This is a genomic window from Variovorax sp. J2P1-31, from assembly GCF_030317215.1.
Taxonomy (GTDB): domain Bacteria; phylum Pseudomonadota; class Gammaproteobacteria; order Burkholderiales; family Burkholderiaceae_C; genus Variovorax.
The window spans coordinates 1,405,856-1,423,776 of the sequence record NZ_JASZYA010000002.1 but is presented as its reverse complement, the minus strand read 5'-3'; the positions used below and the strand labels follow the sequence as shown (position 1 = coordinate 1,423,776).

21 protein-coding genes are annotated in these 17,921 nt (G+C 70.1%); 9 read left to right on the top strand and 12 right to left on the bottom strand.

The window, feature by feature from the left end:
* The first annotated feature begins 135 nt into the window (after positions 1-135).
* Positions 136-1,038, top strand: coding sequence for an SDR family oxidoreductase (locus QTI20_RS17760; protein ID WP_286553457.1), 903 nt, complete (start codon positions 136-138; stop codon positions 1,036-1,038).
* A gap of 10 nt (positions 1,039-1,048) precedes the next feature.
* On the opposite strand, the gene QTI20_RS17755 is transcribed toward QTI20_RS17760, so the two are convergent.
* Positions 1,049-2,179 (bottom strand): FAD-dependent oxidoreductase, encoded by a 1,131-nt coding sequence (locus QTI20_RS17755; protein ID WP_286552752.1) that lies wholly within the window; start codon positions 2,177-2,179, stop codon positions 1,049-1,051.
* A 102-nt stretch (positions 2,180-2,281) separates the two neighbouring features.
* Between QTI20_RS17755 and QTI20_RS17750 the strand changes: the two genes are divergently transcribed.
* Both QTI20_RS17750 and QTI20_RS17745 read left to right on the top strand, forming a co-directional pair.
* Complete coding sequence (locus tag QTI20_RS17750; protein ID WP_286552751.1) at positions 2,282-2,962, top strand: TetR/AcrR family transcriptional regulator; 681 nt, start codon at positions 2,282-2,284, stop codon at positions 2,960-2,962.
* Between the two features lie 52 nt (positions 2,963-3,014).
* Positions 3,015-3,452, top strand: coding sequence for a GNAT family N-acetyltransferase (locus QTI20_RS17745; RefSeq protein WP_286552749.1), 438 nt, complete (start codon positions 3,015-3,017; stop codon positions 3,450-3,452).
* Between the two features lie 12 nt (positions 3,453-3,464).
* Here QTI20_RS17745 and QTI20_RS17740 read toward each other — a convergent pair whose 3' ends face one another.
* The 5 genes from QTI20_RS17740 to QTI20_RS17720 form a co-directional block, all read right to left on the bottom strand.
* Positions 3,465-4,493: an NAD(P)/FAD-dependent oxidoreductase gene (locus QTI20_RS17740; RefSeq protein ID WP_286552747.1), complete on the bottom strand. Its 1,029-nt coding sequence runs from the start codon at positions 4,491-4,493 to the stop codon at positions 3,465-3,467.
* A 7-nt stretch (positions 4,494-4,500) separates the two neighbouring features.
* Positions 4,501-4,830: a ferredoxin FdxA gene (fdxA, locus tag QTI20_RS17735; RefSeq protein WP_056673330.1), complete on the bottom strand. Its 330-nt coding sequence runs from the start codon at positions 4,828-4,830 to the stop codon at positions 4,501-4,503.
* 78 nt (positions 4,831-4,908) lie between these two features.
* Entirely contained in the window at positions 4,909-6,231 is a 1,323-nt protein-coding gene (locus QTI20_RS17730; RefSeq protein WP_286552744.1) for a sulfate adenylyltransferase subunit 1, read from the bottom strand.
* A 205-nt stretch (positions 6,232-6,436) separates the two neighbouring features.
* Complete coding sequence (gene cysD, locus QTI20_RS17725; RefSeq protein WP_286552743.1) at positions 6,437-7,387, bottom strand: sulfate adenylyltransferase subunit CysD; 951 nt, start codon at positions 7,385-7,387, stop codon at positions 6,437-6,439.
* 25 nt (positions 7,388-7,412) lie between these two features.
* The gene (locus QTI20_RS17720; RefSeq protein ID WP_286552742.1) at positions 7,413-8,036 is read right to left on the bottom strand and encodes a phosphoadenosine phosphosulfate reductase domain-containing protein; all 624 of its coding nucleotides are present in this window, start codon (positions 8,034-8,036) and stop codon (positions 7,413-7,415) included.
* A gap of 196 nt (positions 8,037-8,232) precedes the next feature.
* Here QTI20_RS17720 and QTI20_RS17715 point away from each other — a divergent pair, with 196 nt between their 5' ends.
* The gene (locus QTI20_RS17715) at positions 8,233-9,039 is read left to right on the top strand and encodes a DUF7822 domain-containing protein (RefSeq protein ID WP_286552741.1); all 807 of its coding nucleotides are present in this window, start codon (positions 8,233-8,235) and stop codon (positions 9,037-9,039) included.
* Between the two features lie 11 nt (positions 9,040-9,050).
* Here the strand turns inward: QTI20_RS17715 and QTI20_RS17710 are convergent, their stop codons facing one another.
* The 4 genes from QTI20_RS17710 to QTI20_RS17695 form a co-directional block, all read right to left on the bottom strand.
* A complete protein-coding gene (locus tag QTI20_RS17710; protein ID WP_286552740.1) occupies positions 9,051-9,452 on the bottom strand; it encodes a DUF934 domain-containing protein in 402 nt (133 codons plus the stop codon).
* The gene (locus tag QTI20_RS17705) at positions 9,449-11,242 is read right to left on the bottom strand and encodes a nitrite/sulfite reductase (protein WP_286552739.1); all 1,794 of its coding nucleotides are present in this window, start codon (positions 11,240-11,242) and stop codon (positions 9,449-9,451) included. Before QTI20_RS17705 ends, QTI20_RS17710 begins: the two co-directional genes overlap by 4 nt.
* A gap of 249 nt (positions 11,243-11,491) precedes the next feature.
* Complete coding sequence (locus QTI20_RS17700) at positions 11,492-11,872, bottom strand: VOC family protein (RefSeq protein ID WP_286552738.1); 381 nt, start codon at positions 11,870-11,872, stop codon at positions 11,492-11,494.
* Positions 11,873-11,966: 94 nt separating this feature from the next.
* On the bottom strand, positions 11,967-12,863 hold the full coding sequence (locus QTI20_RS17695; RefSeq protein ID WP_286552737.1) for a transglutaminase family protein: 897 nt from the start codon (positions 12,861-12,863) through the stop codon (positions 11,967-11,969).
* A 105-nt stretch (positions 12,864-12,968) separates the two neighbouring features.
* On the opposite strand from QTI20_RS17695, the gene QTI20_RS17690 reads away from it, so the two are divergent.
* The 5 genes from QTI20_RS17690 (at position 12,969) to QTI20_RS17670 (ending at position 16,524) form a co-directional block, all read left to right on the top strand.
* On the top strand, positions 12,969-14,012 hold the full coding sequence (locus QTI20_RS17690; protein ID WP_286552736.1) for an SAM-dependent methyltransferase: 1,044 nt from the start codon (positions 12,969-12,971) through the stop codon (positions 14,010-14,012).
* Positions 14,009-14,611: a DUF2878 domain-containing protein gene (locus QTI20_RS17685; protein ID WP_286552735.1), complete on the top strand. Its 603-nt coding sequence runs from the start codon at positions 14,009-14,011 to the stop codon at positions 14,609-14,611. Before QTI20_RS17690 ends, QTI20_RS17685 begins: the two co-directional genes overlap by 4 nt.
* Positions 14,608-15,408 (top strand): DUF1295 domain-containing protein, encoded by an 801-nt coding sequence (locus QTI20_RS17680; protein ID WP_286552734.1) that lies wholly within the window; start codon positions 14,608-14,610, stop codon positions 15,406-15,408. The genes QTI20_RS17685 and QTI20_RS17680 overlap by 4 nt, the downstream gene beginning before the upstream one ends.
* Positions 15,405-16,034 (top strand): DUF6134 family protein, encoded by a 630-nt coding sequence (locus QTI20_RS17675; protein ID WP_286552733.1) that lies wholly within the window; start codon positions 15,405-15,407, stop codon positions 16,032-16,034. The genes QTI20_RS17680 and QTI20_RS17675 overlap by 4 nt, the downstream gene beginning before the upstream one ends.
* Positions 16,035-16,110: 76 nt before the next feature.
* Positions 16,111-16,524: a DUF2177 family protein gene (locus tag QTI20_RS17670; RefSeq protein WP_286552732.1), complete on the top strand. Its 414-nt coding sequence runs from the start codon at positions 16,111-16,113 to the stop codon at positions 16,522-16,524.
* 15 nt (positions 16,525-16,539) lie between these two features.
* On the opposite strand, the gene QTI20_RS17665 is transcribed toward QTI20_RS17670, so the two are convergent.
* Positions 16,540-17,202, bottom strand: coding sequence for a ChrR family anti-sigma-E factor (locus QTI20_RS17665; protein ID WP_286552731.1), 663 nt, complete (start codon positions 17,200-17,202; stop codon positions 16,540-16,542).
* Positions 17,199-17,768, bottom strand: coding sequence for a sigma-70 family RNA polymerase sigma factor (locus tag QTI20_RS17660; protein ID WP_286552730.1), 570 nt, complete (start codon positions 17,766-17,768; stop codon positions 17,199-17,201). Before QTI20_RS17660 ends, QTI20_RS17665 begins: the two co-directional genes overlap by 4 nt.
* Between the last annotated feature and the right edge of the window lie 153 nt (positions 17,769-17,921).

Genomic DNA, 17,921 nt, shown 5'->3' with positions numbered 1-17,921 from the left:
CCAGGACGAGTTCTCGATGCGTGCGACCTCTGCCGCAGGGGCCACGGCCACGCCCGAGGGCCGCGGAAAGGCGAGTACCTGAAACGAGTGATTGCTCGCAAAATCGATGGACTTGAAATCTTCGGGAACATCGACATGCGTGTATTCGTCACCGGCGCGTCCGGCTTCATCGGCAGCCGGATCGTCCAGGAACTCCTCGGCAACGGCCATCGGGTCGTCGGGCTGACCCGCTCCGACAAAGGCGCTCGCGCGCTCGCGGCGGCGGGCGCCGAGGTCCAGCGCGGCGATGTGGAAGATGCGCAGAGCCTTCGCGCGGGGGTATCGACCGCCGACGGCGTGATCCACACCGCCTTCAACCACGACTTCTCGCAGTTCGTCGCCAACTGCGAGTCGGACCGACGGGTGATCGAGACCCTGGGTGCCTTGCTCGCCGGGTCTACGCGTCCGCTGGTGGTCACGTCCGCGATCGCGGTGGTGAAGGCTGGCGCGGGTGAGCCTGCCGTGGAGACCGATCCGGCCGTGAGCTCTCGCGTGGTGCCTCGCGCGGCCTCGGAGGAGGCGGTGGCTGCCGTCGCGGCGCGCGGCGTCAACGTCAGCGTGGTGCGGCTGTCGCAGGTGCACGATCCGGTCCGCCAGGGGCTGGTCTCCGACCTGATCGCGCTGGCGCGTGCCAAGGGTGTCGCGGCCTACGCGGCCGAGGGGCAGCAGCGCTGGCCGGCGGCGCACATCGGCGATGTCGCGCGCCTGTACCGGCTGGCGCTCGAGCACGGCGTCCCGGGCGCGGTCCATCATGCGGTGGCGGAGGAGGGCGTGTCGCTGCGGGAGATGGCCGAAGCGATCGCACGCGGCCTTCGGACCTCCGTGGCTTCCTTGGCTGCGGACCAGGTCGAGCCGCATTTCGGGTGGCTGACGAAATTCGCGACGCTGGACATGCCCGCTTCGAGCGCGAAAACCCAGGCGCTGCTGGGATGGCGGCCGGCCGGCCCGACGCTGCTGGCCGACCTGGCGCAGATGCGCTACCGCGACCCGGCCGACTGAGCGGGCGCGGCTACTGGCCGGAGCGGTACCGGGTGAACAGGTCGACCACGCTCCGGGGCGCGTCGTCGTCGAAGAACAGCCGGAGGTTGCGGTCGGTCTCGGCGGCCACCTCGGCGCTGCGCGGGAACAGGTCGCGTTCGTAGGCCACGAGCGCCGTTTCGATGTCGCCGGGATGGGCTGCGAGGGCCAGGCCCAGTTCGGCGCCGTCGTAGAGCGCGAGGTTGGCGCCCTCGCCGGCGAAAGGCGACATCAGGTGGGCCGCGTCGCCGAGCAGGGTCACGCCGGGCACGCGATCCCAGCGGTGACCGATCGGCAGCGCATGGATGAGGCGCAGCACGGGCTCGGTGTCGCCGTCGGTGATGAGCGCCTTCAGCGCCGGCGCCCAGCCCTCGAATTCGTCGGCGACGCGGGCCAGGGCCTTCGCTGGGTCGGAGAAGTCGAGGGCGGCGATCCAGTCCTCGGGCCGGTTCAAGGACACATAGGCCTGCAGTTCGCCGTCGGCATGGCGGTGCGCCAGGATGCCCTGGCCCGGCGCGATCGCCATCAAGGTGCCGTCGCCGACGGCTTGCGCGCTGGCGGGGTGCCGCGTGTCGCCGTCGAACAGGTGCGTCTCGATGAAGGCGGTGCCGACGTACGCGGGCTGGACTGCGGACAGCAGCGGCCGCACTTTGGACCAGGCGCCGTCGGCGCCCACCAGCAGGTCGGTGACCACGCGCGTGCCGTCGGCGAAGTCGAGCCGGTGCTTTCCGTCGCCCAGCGGGATGGCCGCGCCGAGCTTGTGCCCCCAGCGGACCGTGCCGGGCGGCAGGGCGTCCAGCAGCAGCCGGCGCAGCGCGCCGCGGTCGACCTCGGGCCGGCTGCCGCTGCCGGGCCAGGCCATCAGGATGCGGCCGTGCCGGTCGACCACGCGCTTGGCGTCGGCGCCGGGCAGCACCAGCTCGAGGAAGGGCTCGTAGAGGCCCGCGGCCTTGAGCGCGAGCTGCCCGTTGTGTTCGTGGATGTCGAGCAGGCCGCCCTGGGCGCGCGCGTCGGCCGAGGCCTCCGCTTCGTACACGGTGGCGGCGATGCCGTGGACATGGAGCACGCGCGCCAGGGCCAGGCCGCCGAGGCCGGCGCCGACGATCGCGATGTGGGGATGCATGGGATTCCTTCTGGAAATGGGTTTCGAAGGACGTCCCATCAATTCATGGAACGTCATTCCATGAATATTGGAACAACATTCCATTTGTGTCAAGATGCGGTCATGGCACCCAAGAAAACCAGCACCCCACGGCGGGAGGATTCGCTCACGCGCGATCGCATCATCGAGGCGGCGATCGAGCTGCTCGACAGCACGGGTGAGGGCGGCCTGACCTTCCGCAGCCTGTCCGAGCGGCTCGCCACCGGGCCGGGCGCGCTCTACTGGCATGTCGCGAACAAGGACGATCTGGTGAATGCGGCCTGCGACGCCATCGTGGCGCGCACCTTGGCGGATGGCGCTGGCGGCGCCACGCCCGGGGATTCGATCCGCGAGCTGGCGCTGGCCCTGTTCGACGCGATCGACCGGCACCCCTGGGTCGGCTCGGCCCTGGCCGCGGCGCATGGGCAGCTGCCGATGGTGCGCATCCTCGAGCGCATCGGCCGGCAGGTCCGCGCGCTGGGCGTGCCGGAGGAGGCGCAGTGGGCCACCGTGTCGGTGCTGCTGAACTACATCCTGGGCGTGGGCGGGCAGAACGCGGCCAACGGGCAGTTCGCCCGCACGCACGGCATCGACAGGGATGCGTTCCTGGCGGCGCTGTCGTCCCGGTGGCTGGCGCTCGACCCCGAAGAATTCGCCTTCACGCGCAGCTTCGCGGACCGCTTGCCGGCGCACGACGATCGGGCCGATTTCCTGGCGGGCATCGACGTGATCCTCGACGGCATCGCGTCGGCACACGCACGCTGAGCCCGCTCCGGGGGCGCCGCTACGATCGGCGTCTTTCGCTGCCGCCCCGCACATGAAGATCCGCCTTGCCATTCCCGCCGACATCCCCGCCGTCTTCAAAGTCCGCACCGGCGTGCGCGAGAACCACATGTCGATGGCCGAACTGGCCGCCATCGGCGTCACGCCCGACACGCTGTCGGGCATGCTCGAAGGCGACGGCCGCGGCTGGGTGGCCGAGGAAGAGGGCCGGGTGCTGGCCTTCGCGATGGCCGATGCGGCCGACGCCACCGTCTTCGCGCTGTTCGTGCGCGACGGCTGCGAGGGCCGGGGGCTGGGTCGCCTGCTGATGGCCGAGGCCGAGCAATGGCTGTTCGCCAGGGGTTGCGCGCAGATCTGGCTGGAAACCGACAGCGACCGCGCGGTGCGGGCCAACGGCTTCTACCGCCACCTGGGCTGGACCGACGACGGCCTGCAGGACGACGGCCAGGTCCGCTTCATCAAGCGGGCCTGAACCTCCGTCAGCTCAGGCGACGCCGAGCAGCTGGTGCAGCCGGGTGCTGGTGGTGGTGTACTGCAGCGGCACGGCCTTGCCCGGGAACACGATCGCGGTCGCGGCCCAGGCGGCCAGCGTGGCCTCGTGGAAGCCGCAGACGATCAGCTTGCGCTTGCCCGGGTAGGTGTTGATGTCGCCCACCGCGAACACGCCGGGCTCGCGGGTCTGGTAGCCCGCGGTCTCGACCGGCACCTGCTTGCGTTCGAGTTCCAGGCCCCAGTCGGCGATCGGGCCCAGCCGCGGCGAGATGCCCAGGCAGGCGATCAGCGCGTCGATGGGGCGCGCGACCACCTGCGTGTCGGGCAGGGTCACTTCCAGCTCGCTGCCGTCGAAGCCCGAGGGCTGGCCGACCACGAAGCGCAGTGCGCCCGCGGCAAGCTGCGCGCGCAGCGCCGCGACCTTGGCCGGGTCGGCCTGGAAGCCGTCGCGGCGGTGCAGCAGCGTGACCTCGGCGGCCACGCCGACCAGGGCCAGCGCGGTGTCGAGCGCGGCATCGTCGCCGCCCTGGACCACGACCGACTGGCCGGCGAAGCGGGAGAGGTCCGACGGGTGATAGAACAGCTTGGTGCCCTCGAAGGCTTCGATGCCCTCGATGGTCACGCGGCGCGGCACGAAGGCACCCACGCCGCCCGCGATGAACACGGTCCTGGCCAGGAATTCGGTGCCGGTGCTGGTGCCCAGCCGCAGGCGGCCGTCGGGCTCGCGCGCCAGCGTGGCGACCTGCTGGCCCAGGTGCATCACCGGCTGCAGCGGCGCGACCTGCGCCAGCAGCGCATCGGCCAGGCCGCGGCCGGTGGTCGCGGGCGTGCCGGGGATGTCGTAGATGGGCTTGTCGCCGTAGAGCTCGACGCACTGGCCGCCCACGTGGGGCAGGGTGTCGACGATGTGGCTGCGGATCTCGAGCAGGCCCAGCTGGAAGGCCTGGAACAGCCCGACCGGGCCGGCGCCGATGATCAGCGCGTCGGTCTCGATCGGGGCCGTCGATGGGTGGGGCGTCATCGACGCCTTACTTCACCAGTTCGGCGATCTTGTTGGGCTTGTCTTTCCACTCGTCGGCATCGGCCAGCGGCGCCTTGCGCTTGGTGATGCTCTTCCAGCCGTCGGCCAGCGCGAGCTCGGCGTTGAGCTTGATGAAGGCGAGCTGGTCGGCCGGCAGGTCTTCTTCCGCGAAGATCGCGTTGGCCGGGCATTCGGGGATGCAGACGGCGCAGTCGATGCATTCGTCCGGATCGATCACCAGCATGTTGGGGCCTTCGCGGAAACAGTCCACGGGACACACGTCGACGCAGTCGGTGTATTTGCAGCGGATGCAGTTCTCTGAGACGACGTGGGTCATGAGGATCTATTGCCGAGGGAACTCGGTCGTCAAGTGAAATCGGGGGAAACCCCGCATTTTAAGGGCGTTGTGCGGGCTTCAGCCGAGCGCGGGGCGAATCAGCACCGCGGCCGAGGTCTTGTGGCTGGCCGTATCGACCAGCACCAGCGAGCCCAGGGCGCGCGAACGGGTGAAGGGCAGCACCGCCAGCGGCTGCTGCAGCGCGAGCACCACGTCGCCGATGGCGTTGGCTTCCAGCTGGGCCGCGGGCTTCGATTCGAGCGTGGCGATGTCGACCCGGTCGACGATGCGCGCCACCTTGGCCTTGACCCAGCGGTGGCCCTGCAGCGCCCAGTAGATGCGGCCCGGCACCAGCGGCTCGTCGTCGAGCCAGGCCACCGTGGCCGTGACCTCGCGCACCGGCGTGAAGGCGTCGGGCGCCAGCAGCCAGTCGCCGCGCGACACGTCGAGCTCGCGGTCGAGCACGATGCCCGCGCTGTGGCCCGCATGCACGGTCTTGGGCTGGCGCGTGTGGCCCAGCACCTGCGCCACGGTCGCGCTCTGGCCGCTGGGCATCACGGTGACGCGCTGGCCCGGCTCCACATGGCCACTCGCGACCCGGCCCCAGAACACGCGGCGGCCCTGCGAGGTGTCGGACGAGGAAGAGAACTTCTCGACCCATTGCACCGGGAAGGCGAAGGGCACGTCCTCGTCCTGCGCGGTGACCGGCAGGCCTTCGAGCAGTTCGAGCAGGGCCGGGCCCTGGTAGCCGCACCAGTCAGGGTGTGCCGACACCACGTTCCAGCCCTTGAGGGCGGAGATCGGCACGATGGCCGCGACCTGCACGCCCGCGTTCTCGGCGAAGGCGTGGAGCGCGTTCGAGATGCGTTCGAAGGCCAGCTCGGCATCGGCGATGGCGTCGAGCTTGTTGACCGCGAACACGATCGACTGCACGCGCAGCAGGTGGCACAGCAGCGCATGGCGGCGGGTCTGCGCGAGCAGCTCGCCCTTGACCACCTCGCCGTCGCCCACTTCGGCGGCCCAGGCCAGCTTGGTCGCGTCGACCAGCACCACGGCCGCGTCGGCGCTCGAGGCGGCCGTGACCATGTTGCGCGTGTACTGCTCGTGGCCCGGCGCGTCGCCGATGATGAACTTGCGCTTCGCCGTCGCGAAGTAGCGGTAGGCCACGTCGATGGTGATGCCCTGCTCGCGCTCGGCCGACAGGCCGTCGGTGAGCAGCGCCAGGTCGGTCTCGCCGCCGCGCTGCACGCCGGCCAGCTGGTCCTGCAGCACGGTCTTGCTGTCGACCAGCAAGCGGCCGATCAGCGTGCTCTTGCCGTCATCGACCGAGCCGCAGGTGATGAAGCGCAGCGCGGCGCCGGTGTCGGCTGCCACGGCGGTGGGAAGGGTGCTAACGGTCATGTCTTTTTTCCTTTTTCCAGGGACACCGCGGAACCGGCTTTGCCGGGCCGCTGGTGTCGCCCCCTTGAGGGGGGAGTCGAGCTACACGCAGTGAGCGAGGGACGGGGGTGTGCCCAGGACACCGCGGAACCGGCTTTGCCGGGCCGCTGGTGTCGCCCCCTTGAGGGGGAGGCGGCTACACGAAGTGAGCCGCATCGGGGGTGGGTCAGAAATAGCCGTCTTTCTTGCGTTTTTCCATGGAGGCTTCCGAGGTCATGTCGTCCATGCGCGTCGCGCCGCGCTCGCTCACGTCGACCGTGAGCGTCTCGATCACCACGTCGCCCGCATCGGCGGCGAGGCTCTCGACCGGGCAGGTGGTGGTGATGTCGCCCACGGTGCGGAAGCGCACGTCGCGGGTCTGGACGGTCTCGCCGTCGCGCGCCGGCGTGAGCGGGCTCACCGGCACCAGCAGGCCGCGGCGCTCGACCACCTCGCGCTTGTGGGTGTAGTAGATCGAGGGCAGGGCGACCTGCTCGCGCTCGATGTACTGCCAGACGTCGAGCTCGGTCCAGTTGGAGATCGGGAACACGCGGAAGTGTTCGCCCGGTGCCAGCCGCGTGTTGAACAGCGTCCAGAGTTCGGGCCGCTGGTCCTTGGGTTGCCATTGGCCGAAGGCGTCGCGGTGCGAGAAGATGCGCTCCTTGGCACGCGCCTTTTCCTCGTCGCGGCGGGCGCCGCCGATCAGCGCGTCGAAGCGGAATTCCTCGATGGCTTCGAGCAGCGTCACCGACTGGTGCGCATTGCGCGACTCGCCCGGGTGGGCCAGGCGCACGGTGCCGCGTGCCATCGAGTCCTCGACGCTGCGCACGATCAGCTCCGCGCCCAGCTCCTTGGCACGGAAGTCGCGGAAATCGGTCACTTCGGGGAAGTTGTGGCCGGTGTCGATCATCAGCAGCGGGTAGGGGATGCGGCCGGTGCCGAAGGCCTTCTCGGCGCACTTGAGCAGCACCAGCGAATCCTTGCCGCCCGAGAACAGCAGGGTCGGGCGCTCGAAGGCCGCGGCCACCTCGCGCAGGATGAAGATCGCTTCTTCCTCGAGCGCGTCGAGGTGCGTGTTGGACAGGCGCGGGGCCGTGTGCGTGGGTTGCAGCATGTCGATGTCGGTGCGGGCGTTCATGGTGGGAGCGGAGGGAGCGATGTCGTCAGTGCGAGAGGTGCAGGCCGCACTCGCGGTTGTCTTCGCCCTTGGTCGGGTCCACGTAGTCGAAGTTGTTCGGCAGGCCGTGCGCCTCGCAGTATTCGTACAGTTCCTTCGACGACCAGTGCAGCAGCGGCGCGACCTTGATCAGGCCGTCGGGGTTGATGCTGACCGGGTCCATCTGCGCGCGCACGGCGGTGTCGGTGGCGCGCAGCGCGGTGAACCAGACCTTGGGCGCGGTCTCGCGCAGCGCGCGGGCGAAGGGCTCGAGCTTCACTTCTTCGGTGAAGGCCGCGTGGCGCGGATCGTCGAGCGCGGGCGTGGGGCCGTCCACGGCCTCGCGGTGCGCGCGCGAGCGGCGCGGCAGGTAGATGTGCAGGTCCAGGCCCAGCTGCTTGGTCACCTCGTCGGCGAAGCGGTAGGTGGCTTCGGTGTTGTAGCCGTTGTCCATCCAGACCACCGGCACGTCGCGCTTGACGCGCGTGACCAGGTGCAGGATCACGGCTTCGAAGGGCCGGAAGTTGGTCGTGATGATCGCGGGCTGGCCCAGGCCGAGGGCCCAGTCCACGAGGCCGGGCGCGTTGCGTCCGAGTTCGGTGTTGACGTGTGCGAGGTCGATGCTGCTCATGGGGAGGATTCCGGTAGAGGCCCGAACTTTAGGCAGAGGGCTTATGAAAGCAAACGATCTTTTTGTTCGCGCTTCATGCGGATAAGCAAATGCACCAGCAACCATGCGGGTCGCGGCGCGGTTCGGTGGCGAATCCGGATAAGGCGCGAGCGGTGCTCCCTAGAATGAAAGCAACACATCCAACCGCTCACACCCGATGGCCAATCGCTCCTATCTCTACAGCCTGAGCAATCGTCCGGCCTCCTACGCAGACCGCCCGGAGACGATCTCGGGCCTGTCCGAGTGGCCCTACGACGTGCCCTTCATGTACCGGCTGCTGATGTCGGGCGATCCGCGGCTCTGCGCCTCGCTGATCTCCGACGGCCTCGAAGGCGACGAGCCCGACGACAAGATCCGCCTGCATGCGATCGGCAGCGACTTCGCCGCGGGCTTTGCGCGCGTGCAGCGTTTCATCGCGATCGTTCGCCATCTCGTCACGTTGCCGCCCTTGCCCGCGGTGCCCCCGGTGCCGAAAGCGCCGACGCTGGCGGAGCGCCTGAAGCGCTTGGTCTCGCCGCAGGCCGAAGCGGCGCCGGTCGCCGCGGTCACGAAGCCCGTGGCGAGCGCGCTGCTGCTGGCCGGTCTCGACGAGACCATCGCCTTCCTCGAAGCCCATCGCGACGAGCACCTGCTGCTGGAGACGGTCGAGCTCGACTGCATGTCCGAGGAGACGGAAGAGGGCTTGCGCGGCTGCGTGGAAGCGGAGATCGCGCGCTGCATCGCCGCGGGTGCGGCGCTCGACGCGCTGCCGGACGACATCGCCCAGGCCGCGCGGCGGCTGCAGGCGGCGCTGCGCGAAGAACAGGAAGCGCCGCTTGATGCCTTCTTCGGCCTGCGGCTGGACGACGACTGCGACAGCACGCGCAGCGGCGCCACCGAGAACCCGTTGGGGCTTCAGTGGTCCGAGGTGCTGTATTTCGAGCTGTTCGACCGCGCCGCCTTCGAGGAAGCGCAGCGCGACTGAACGGGAGGGCTTCAGGCGCCCGGGGCAGCCACGAAGTGCGGCGCGACGTTCACCGCGTCGCCCTGGTAGAAGGCCGAGAAGCGCTCGAACTGGCGCTGCGCCGCCGAGGCGTCGACGCCTTCCTTGAGCACCGCGCTGGTGAAGCCGGTGCGTTCCATCTGCACCAGCTGGTCGATCAGCACGTCGCCGGTGGCGCGGATCTCGCCCTTGAAGCCCATGCGCCGGCGCAGCAGGAAGGCCTGGCTGTAGGCCCGGCCGTCGGTGAACTTCGGGAAGTGCAGGTCGATGCGGTCGATGTCCTGCAGGCAGACCTCGATCGCCTGCGGGTCGGCGTCGTTGGCCAGTTGCAGCACGCGCGGATCGCCGTCGTCGACGTGGTCTTCGGTGGCGAGAAGTTTGAGGGTCTGGCTCATGCTGCCACCTCCTCGGCCTTGAAGCGCGCACCGTTGGCCGCGGCCTTGAACGGGTCGTGGCCCACGCGGCGCAGCGTGTCGATGAAGGTCTCGCTCTTCCCGTCGATGACCTTGCGGTTGTCGCGGTAGGCGCCGAGCACGGCCTCGATCACCTCGGGCACTTCGGCCGCCGAGAAGGAGGGGCCGACCGCCTTGCCGGCCTGGGCCGGGCCGCTGAGGTCGGAGCCGTCGGAGCCGGCCAGCGTGACCTGGTACCACTCCTTGCCGTCCTTGTCGACGCCCAGGATGCCGATGTGGCCGCTGTGGTGGTGGCCGCAGGAGTTGATGCAGCCGCTGATGTGCAGGTCGATCTCGCCCAGGTCGTCGAGTTCGTCGAGGTCCTGGTAGCGCTCGGTGATGGCTTCGGCGATCGGGATCGAGCGCGCGTTGGCCAGCGCGCAGAAGTCGCCGCCGGGGCAGGCGATCATGTCGGTCAGCAGGTGCACGTTGGCGCTGGCGAAGCCGGCCTCGCGCGCGGCCAGCCACAGCGCATGCAGGTCTTCGGCATGCACCCAGGGCAGCAGCAGGTTCTGGTCGTGCGTCACGCGCACCTCGCCGGCGCTGAAACGGTCGGCCAGGCGGGCGGCGGTGTCGAGCTGGTCGGCCGAGGCGTCGCCGGGCGCCTGCTTCAGGCGCTTGAACGACAGCGTGACCGCGCGCAGCGCCGGGTTCTGGTGCGGCGCCACGTTGCGCGCCAGCCAGCGCGCGAACTGCACGTCGTCGGCGGCCTGCTGGCGCAGCGCGGCCTCGGTCTGCTCGGCGCTCTGCAGCACGCGGGTGGCCAGCGTGGGCGGCACGAAGGAGGCGGCCACGCGGTCGTACTCGGCCTGGGTGATGGTGTGCGGCGCGCCGTCGTGTTCGAGGATCTGCCGGTACTCGGCATCGACGTCGTCGATGTAGCGCTGGCCTTCGGCCTTGACCAGGATCTTGATCCGCGCCTTGTAGATGTTGTCGCGCCGGCCGTAGCGGTTGTAGACCCGCACCACGGCCTCGAGGTAGTTCATGATCTGGTTCCAGGGCAGGAACTCGCGCAGCACGCTGCCCACGATGGGCGTGCGGCCCATGCCGCCGCCCACCTGAACGCGGAAGCCCAGCTCGCCGGCCTCGTTCTTGATCAACTTCAGGCCCACGTCGTGCCAGCCGGTGGCGGCACGGTCTTCGGTGGCGCCGGTGATCGCGATCTTGAACTTGCGCGGCAGGAAGGCGAATTCGGGGTGCAGCGTGCTCCACTGCCGCATGATCTCGGCGAAGGGGCGCGGATCGGCCACCTCGTCGACCGCCACGCCCGCGCGCTCGTCGCTGGTGATGTTGCGGATGCAGTTGCCGCTGGTCTGGATGCCGTGCATGTCGACCGAGGCCAGCAGGTCCATCACGTCGGCGCTCTTGGCCAGCGGGATCCAGTTGTACTGCACGTTCTGGCGCGTGGTGAAGTGCGCGTAGTGCGTGGGCAGCTTGAGCGAGCCCAGCTTGCCCTGGGTCTCGATCGCCTTCTGGTAGACGGCCGCCTCGGGCTCGTCGTACTCGCGCGCGATGCGGGCCAGCACGCGCAGCTGGCGGCTCGAGAGCTCGCCGTAGGGCACGGCCACGCGCAGCATCGGTGCATAGCGCTGGACGTACCAGCCGTTCTGCAACCGCAGCGGACGGAATTCGTCCTCCGGAAGCTTGCCGGCCTGCCAGCGTTCCAGCTGGTCGCGAAACTGCGCCGCGCGCAGGTGCACGAACTGGCGATCGAAATCTGTGTATTGGTACATCGTGTGAAAGTCTTGAAGTGCGGTGCGTCCAGCGCCACCAAGAACCGGCGACTGTAGGAGGGCAGGGCACGGAAACCAACTATTTTTTGGTTCGCGGCTTATATGGATAAGTTTATGCGCCAGCGCCCATGCGGGTTTCCGGACCTTTCAAGACCGTTTCTGGATAAGGAAAATTCGCGGCCCGATCGGTGGGCCGGGGCCGGTTTGCAGGGCAGGATCGTACGGCCCCCGCCCCGGGGCCGCGCCGGCTCAGCCGGTCACCAGGCTCAGGATGTTGCCGTCCGGGTCCTTGAACCACGCGATGCGCATGCCTTGCGAGTGGTGGATGTCGCCCTCGAGCTCGGTGTCCGGCATGTCCGGATAGTGCTCGAAGCGCACGCCCTTGGCGGCCAGGGTCTTCGCGATCTGCTCGATCTCCTCGCCGCACGCCCAACTCATGGCGGTGGCCTGGTTGCTGCCGGCGAAATCGGAGCGGTAGACGAAGAACTGCGAGGCGCCGCTCTGGAAGGTCAGCACGTCTTCGCATTCGGATGCGACCTGCGTCAGGCCCAGCGTGTCCTCGTAGAACTGGCGCGCCGTCTCGAGGTTCTTGACGGCGAGGTTGGCAATGGTTTCCTTGTTGGCGAGCATGGCGGTCTCCTTCCGGAAGACATTCCGGGAGGCGATTGCAGCGCCGAATGCCCGGCACCGGCGTAGGACAGGCGCCCGGTTGCGTTTGGCGGCCCTAGCTGGCGTGCCGCTTGACCTGCACCGAGGCCTCCAGCCCCACGTAGGCGTCGGCTTCGCCGAACCAGCTGCCCGACACCGGGGCGGCGAAAGCCGGATCGCGCGCCACGCCGACGCGAATCAGCTGGCTGCCGCCCAGCAGGTTGTTGGTCGGGTCGTAGGCCACCCAGCCCGCGCCGGGCAGGTAGGCCTGCAGCCAGGCGTGGGTGGCGCCGGCGCCGGTCATCGCGCCTTCGCCGCCGGGCGCGGCGACGTCGAGCGCGCTGTCGTAGAGGTAGCCCGAGACGAAGCGCGTCGCCACGCCCAGCCGGCGCATGGCCTCCATCATCAGCAGCGCGTAGTCGCGGCAGCTGCCGCCGCCCAGCGCCAGGGTCTGCAGCGGCGTCTGCGTGCCTTCCTCCTCGCGCGTCTCGTAGCGGAAGTTCTGGTTGATGTGCTGGTTCATGCGGCCCAGCAGGTCGCGCGTGCCGGTCGGGCCGTCGTGGCGGAAGAACTGGTGCGCCCAGGCGATCAGCTTGCCCTCGGGGTCGTCGTGGTGCGGGCGCAGGTAGTGCTCCAGGTCCAGCCGGTCCTGCAGCGAATAGGCGAAGGGCAGGAACTCGGCCGAGGGCGAGAGCAGGGAGAGGTCCTGCGTGACGTCGGCGCGCTCGATGGTGAAGGAGGCCACCAGCCGCAGTTCCAGCGCCGGCTGGATCGGCTGGACCAGCGCCACCGAGTTGGAGTGCGGGTCCTGGATCATGCGCACGATCGCCTCGGGGCTGACCTGCAGGTCGGTCGCCAGCACCCGCAGGTCGTGGCTGTCGCGCGGGCGGAACATGACGCGGTGCTCGCCGAAGGTGACCGGCGTGCTGTAGCGGTAGACCGTGGTGTGGGTGATGTCGTAGCGGGTGGGCATGCGCTGCATTCTGCGCGTGTGGCGTGACCCTGATCCAGTCGGGACTTTGCTGCGTATAGCCAGCAGCGGCGCCCCATCGCGGTGCCACCCAACGAGGACAAGCGCATGCCGCAAGCCACTGAAGTCGCCATCCGTTCGGTCGAACGGGGCCTGGTGCCCGATCGCCTGGTGCGCATCGGCATTCGCCGCCTGCTGACGCAGCGGCTGGTCGAACTGCAGGACGACGACGCCGAGGCTTCGGCCGCGCTCAAGCAGGCCTTCGTGCAGGAGCTGCAGGCCGCCTCGCTGGCGCCGCTGCCCGAGAAGGCCAACGAGCAGCACTACGAGGTGCCGGCCGCCTTCTTCGGCGAGGTGCTGGGCATGCACCGCAAGTACAGCAGCTGCCACTGGGGCGAGGGGGTCGAGACGCTGGCCGACGCCGAGGCCGCGGCGCTGGCCGCCACCTGCGAACGCGCGGGGCTGGTCGACGGGCAGGTGGTGCTGGAGCTGGGCTGCGGCTGGGGTTCGCTCACGCTGTGGATGGCCGAGCACTACCCGCACAGCCGCATCACGGCGCTGTCGAACTCGAACTCGCAGCGCGAATACATCGAGGCCGAGGCGAAACGGCGCGGGCTCGCCAATGTGCGCGTGCTGACCCGCGACATCAACCAGTTCGACACCGCCGACCGCTTCGACCGCGTGGTGTCGGTCGAGATGTTCGAGCACCTGCGCAACTGGCCGCGGGCCTTCGCCAACGTGGCGCGCTGGCTGCGGCCCGACGGCCGCTTCTTCATGCATGTGTTCGCGCACCGCGGCGCGCCGTACCCCTTCGTCGAGCGCGACGCGAGCGACTGGATGAGCCGCTATTTCTTCTCGGGCGGCATGATGCCCAGCGACGATCTGGCCCTGCGCTGCCAGGACGACCTGCGGCTCTTGCAGCAATGGCGCTGGGACGGCACCCACTACCAGCGCACCTCCGAGGCCTGGCTGCGCAACATGGACCAGCGCCGCGAGACGCTGATGCCGCTGTTCCGCGAGACCTACGGCGAGGAGGCCGACGTCTGGTGGGTGCGCTGGCGGCTGTTCTTCATGTCGGTGGCCGAGTTGTTCGGCTACGAGGACGGCCAGCGCTGGTGGGTCAGCCACTACCTGTTCGAGCGGCGCGCATGACGGTCGCCCTGGCCCCCATGGCGGCGCCCCCGACCTCGCCGGCGGCCATGGCCAGCCGCCCCACGCGCACGGTGCTGCTGGCCAACGTCGCGCTGTCGCAGCTGGGCTGGTTCGCCGCGGTGCTGGGCGCCGCCCATCACATGGCGCCGGCCGGCACGCTGTGCGTGGTGGCCGTGGTCTGCTGGCACCTGTCGGTGTCGGCCCGGCCGGGCCGCGAGGCGATCCTGGTGGCGCTGGCCTGCGCGATCGGCTTCGCGGTCGAGACGATGGTGGCGCTGCAGGGCCATGTGGCCTATCCCTCGGGCCAGCCCGATCCGCATTTCGCGCCCTACTGGATGGTGGCGCTGTGGGGGCTGTTCGCGATCGCGCTCAACGTCAGCCTGCGCTGGCTGCGGCCCCGGCTGTGGCTGGCCGCCGTGCTGGGCGCGATCGTCGGGCCGCTCGCGTTCTCGTCGGGCGTGCGGCTGGGCGGCGCGGCCTTCGTCCACCCCGTGCCGGCGCTGCTCACGCTGGCGCTGGTGTGGGGCGCCGTGCTGCCCTTGCTGGTGCGGCTGTCGATGCGCTTCGACGGCGTGCGCGCCGAGGGGCAGACGCCATGAGCGCATCGACCGCCTTCTTCGGCCTGGCGCTGACCGTGGCGCTGGCCGCGCTGACCTGGCTCGCGAGCCTGCGGCGCGACGACGTGAGCCTGGTCGACCGGGTCTGGTCGCTGCTGATCGTCGGCGCGGGCTGGGTCTATCTGCTGCTGACGCCGGAGGCCGGCGCGCGCGCCTTCTGGATGCTGGCGCTGGGCAGCGCTTGGGCCTTGCGTCTCTCCCTGTTCATCACCTGGCGCAACTGGGGCCATGGCGAGGAACGGCGCTACCAGGAAATCCGCGAGCGCAACCAGCCGGGCTACCGTTTCAAGAGCCTCTACCTGGTGTTCCTGCTGCAGGCCGTGCTGGCCTGGGTGGTGTCGGCGCCCTTCCTGGTCGGGGCGGCGGCCGCGCGGCCGCTGAATGCGCTGGATGCCCTCGGCTTCGCGCTGGCCGCCTTCGGCATCGTCTTCGAGGCGATCGGCGACGCGCAGATGGCGCGCTTCAAGGCCGACCCTGGCCACCGGGGCCAGGTGATGGACCGCGGCCTGTGGCGCTACACGCGCCATCCCAACTACTTCGGCGAGGCCTGCGTCTGGTGGGGCCTGTGGTTCTCGGCGCTGGGCGGCGCGGGGTGGGGCGGGGCCTGGAGCATCGTGTCGCCGCTGCTCATGACGGTGCTGCTGCTCAAGGTCTCGGGCGTGAAGCTGCTCGAGAAGGACATCGCCGAGCGCCGGCCGGCCTACCGCGACTACATCGCGCGCACCAATGCCTTCGTGCCCGGCCCGGTGCGCGGCGGCGGGAAGGGGGCCGCGCCATGAGGCGGCTGCTGGTGCTCGGCCTGTGCGCGGTCGGTGGCAGCGCGCTGGCCGCCGAATCCAACTTCGCCGCCTTCCTCGACGGCAAGCCCATCGGCGAGCACCGCTTCGTGGTCGGCGGGCCGGCCGAGGCGCGCGAGGTGCTCAGCGATGCGCGCTTCAACGTCAAGCTGCTGGGCCTCACGGTCTACCGCTACCGTCACCAGGCCGCCGAGCGCTGGCGCGGCGACTGCCTCGACAGCCTGAGCGCCTCCACCGACGACGACGGCACCCTGAGCCGCGTGCGCACCGAGCCGTCGGGCGCGGGCCTGTCGGTCACGGCCGAGACCGGGCCGGCGCAGGCGGTGCGCGTGCTGCCGGGTTGCGTGATGAGCTTCGCCTACTGGAACCCCGCGATGCGCAGCCAGACCCGCCTGCTCAACGCCCAGACCGGCAAGGCCGAGACCGTGCGCGTGAGTCGTGTGGGCAGCGGGCCGATCGAGGTGCGTGGCCAGCCGGTCACGGCCACGCGCTGGCGCATCGAGGGGCCGCCGCAGCCGATCGACGTCTGGTATTCGGCCGAGGGCGAATGGGTCGGCCTCGATTCGACGCTCGAGGGCGGACGGCTGCTGAGCTACCGGCTCAAGTGATCCGCGGCGCGGGCCGATGCGTAAGCAGCGCGAGGCCGCCGCGCCTCGTCTTTTTTCTAACGCGCAGGAGCTACGCATGACCTTCCGGCAAACCGCCGTCGCCTACCTGGCCACGGCCGTGGTCTTCCTGGCGCTCGACGCCGTCTGGCTCACGACCATGGCCGACCGGCTCTACCGCCCGGCCATCGGCCACCTGATGCGCGAGCCGTTCGCGGTCGGGCCGGCCGTGCTGTTCTACCTGGTCTACGTCGCGGGTGTGGTGGTGTTCGCGGTCATGCCGGCTTTGAGCAGCGGGCGGTGGACCACGGCGCTGGGCTTCGGCGCGCTGCTGGGCCTGCTGGCCTATGCGACCTACGACCTGACCAACCAGGCCACGCTCAAGGACTGGTCGTGGCAGGTGACCATTGCCGACCTCTGCTGGGGCACCATCGTGACGGCGGTGTCGGCGGCGGCCGCGGCGCGGCTCACGATGGCTTTCGGCGGACGCTGAAGCCGCCGGTCGGCCTCACATGCCGACCAGCGAGCCCAGCATGCGGGCCAGCGCGCCCTGGAACAGCACCTTGCCCTCGACCGAGGCCAAGCAGATGCAGTCGCCGCCGGCCTGCACCGTTGGCTGGTGGTGGAAGCTGCCGTCGGCCTCGTCGAAGTCGCCCGGGCCGAACAGCGCGCGGCCGTCGTGGAAGCTGCCGTAGAGCACCTGCGTGAGCTCGCAGTCGCTGTGGGTGTGGACCGGCAACTGCTTGCCGGCGCCGATGCGCAGCAGGAACACGTTGGCCTTCGGGTCGTCGGGCAGGGTCACGCGGCTCCAGCGCATGCCCGGGCCCAGCCAGCGCCAGGGCGTGGCGCTGCAGTCGCGCAGCGCGCGCGGCCATTGCATGTTGGGTGGCAGGGCGGGGTGGCGGCCCGCGGCCGGCGGGGCGGCGGGCGTGCGGGGCAGGGCGTCGATGGCGGCCAGCGTGCGCGCCAGGGCGTCGGGCGCCAGCGTCTGCGGCGGCAGGGCCTCGAGCAGCGCGCCGCCCACGGCTTCCAGCAGGCGCACGCGCGCACGGCAATGGCCGCAGCCCTCGAGGTGGGTCGCGACCACCACCGCCGGCCCGCGCGCCAGCCGGCCGGCCGTGTAGGCCAGCAGCAGGTCCTCGTCGGGATGGTGTTGGATCGGGGTCGTCATGGTTCGAGTCCGTCGAGCAGCCGGCGCAGGTGGTGCATGGCCAGCCGCACCCGCGACTTGACCGTGCCCAGCGGAATGCCCAGTTCCTGCGCGATCTGCGCATGGGGCTGCTCCTCGTAGAAGGACATGCGCAGCACCTGCAGCTGGTCGGGCGAGAGCCGGGTCATCGCCTCGCGCACGCCGGCTTCGCGCTGGCGCGCGAGCAACTGCTCGTCGAGCGCCGGCAGCGTGTCGGCCAGGTCGACCTCGTCGCCGATGTCGCTGGCATGGCCCTCCGACAGCCGGTTGCCCTGGCGGCGGAAATGGTCGACGCGGAGGTTGCGGGCAATGGTGAAGATCCAGGTCGAGACGTTGGCGCGGCTGGCGTCGAAGCCGGCGGCCTTGCGCCATACATTGACCATGGCTTCCTGAGCGAGTTCCTCGGCCAGGCTGTCGGAGGTGCCCAGGCGCATCAGGTAGGACTTCACGCGCGGCGCGAAGTGCTTGAACAGGGCGGCGAAGGCTTGCCGGTCGCCGCTGCGCGCGATGGCCCGGGCCCACTCGTTCAGTTCATCGCTTGTCGGCATCTCGCTCCGGCTGTGGTGCAGCCTCACGATCGACAGCCAGGGCGCACGCAGGCTCCTTCTGGCTGGCGCAGGGATGGCCGCAGGGTGTCGGGCGGTGTTCATGTTGCTCCTACGCACCGCCCGCGGGATTAGATCACAGGGCCCCCGCCGCCC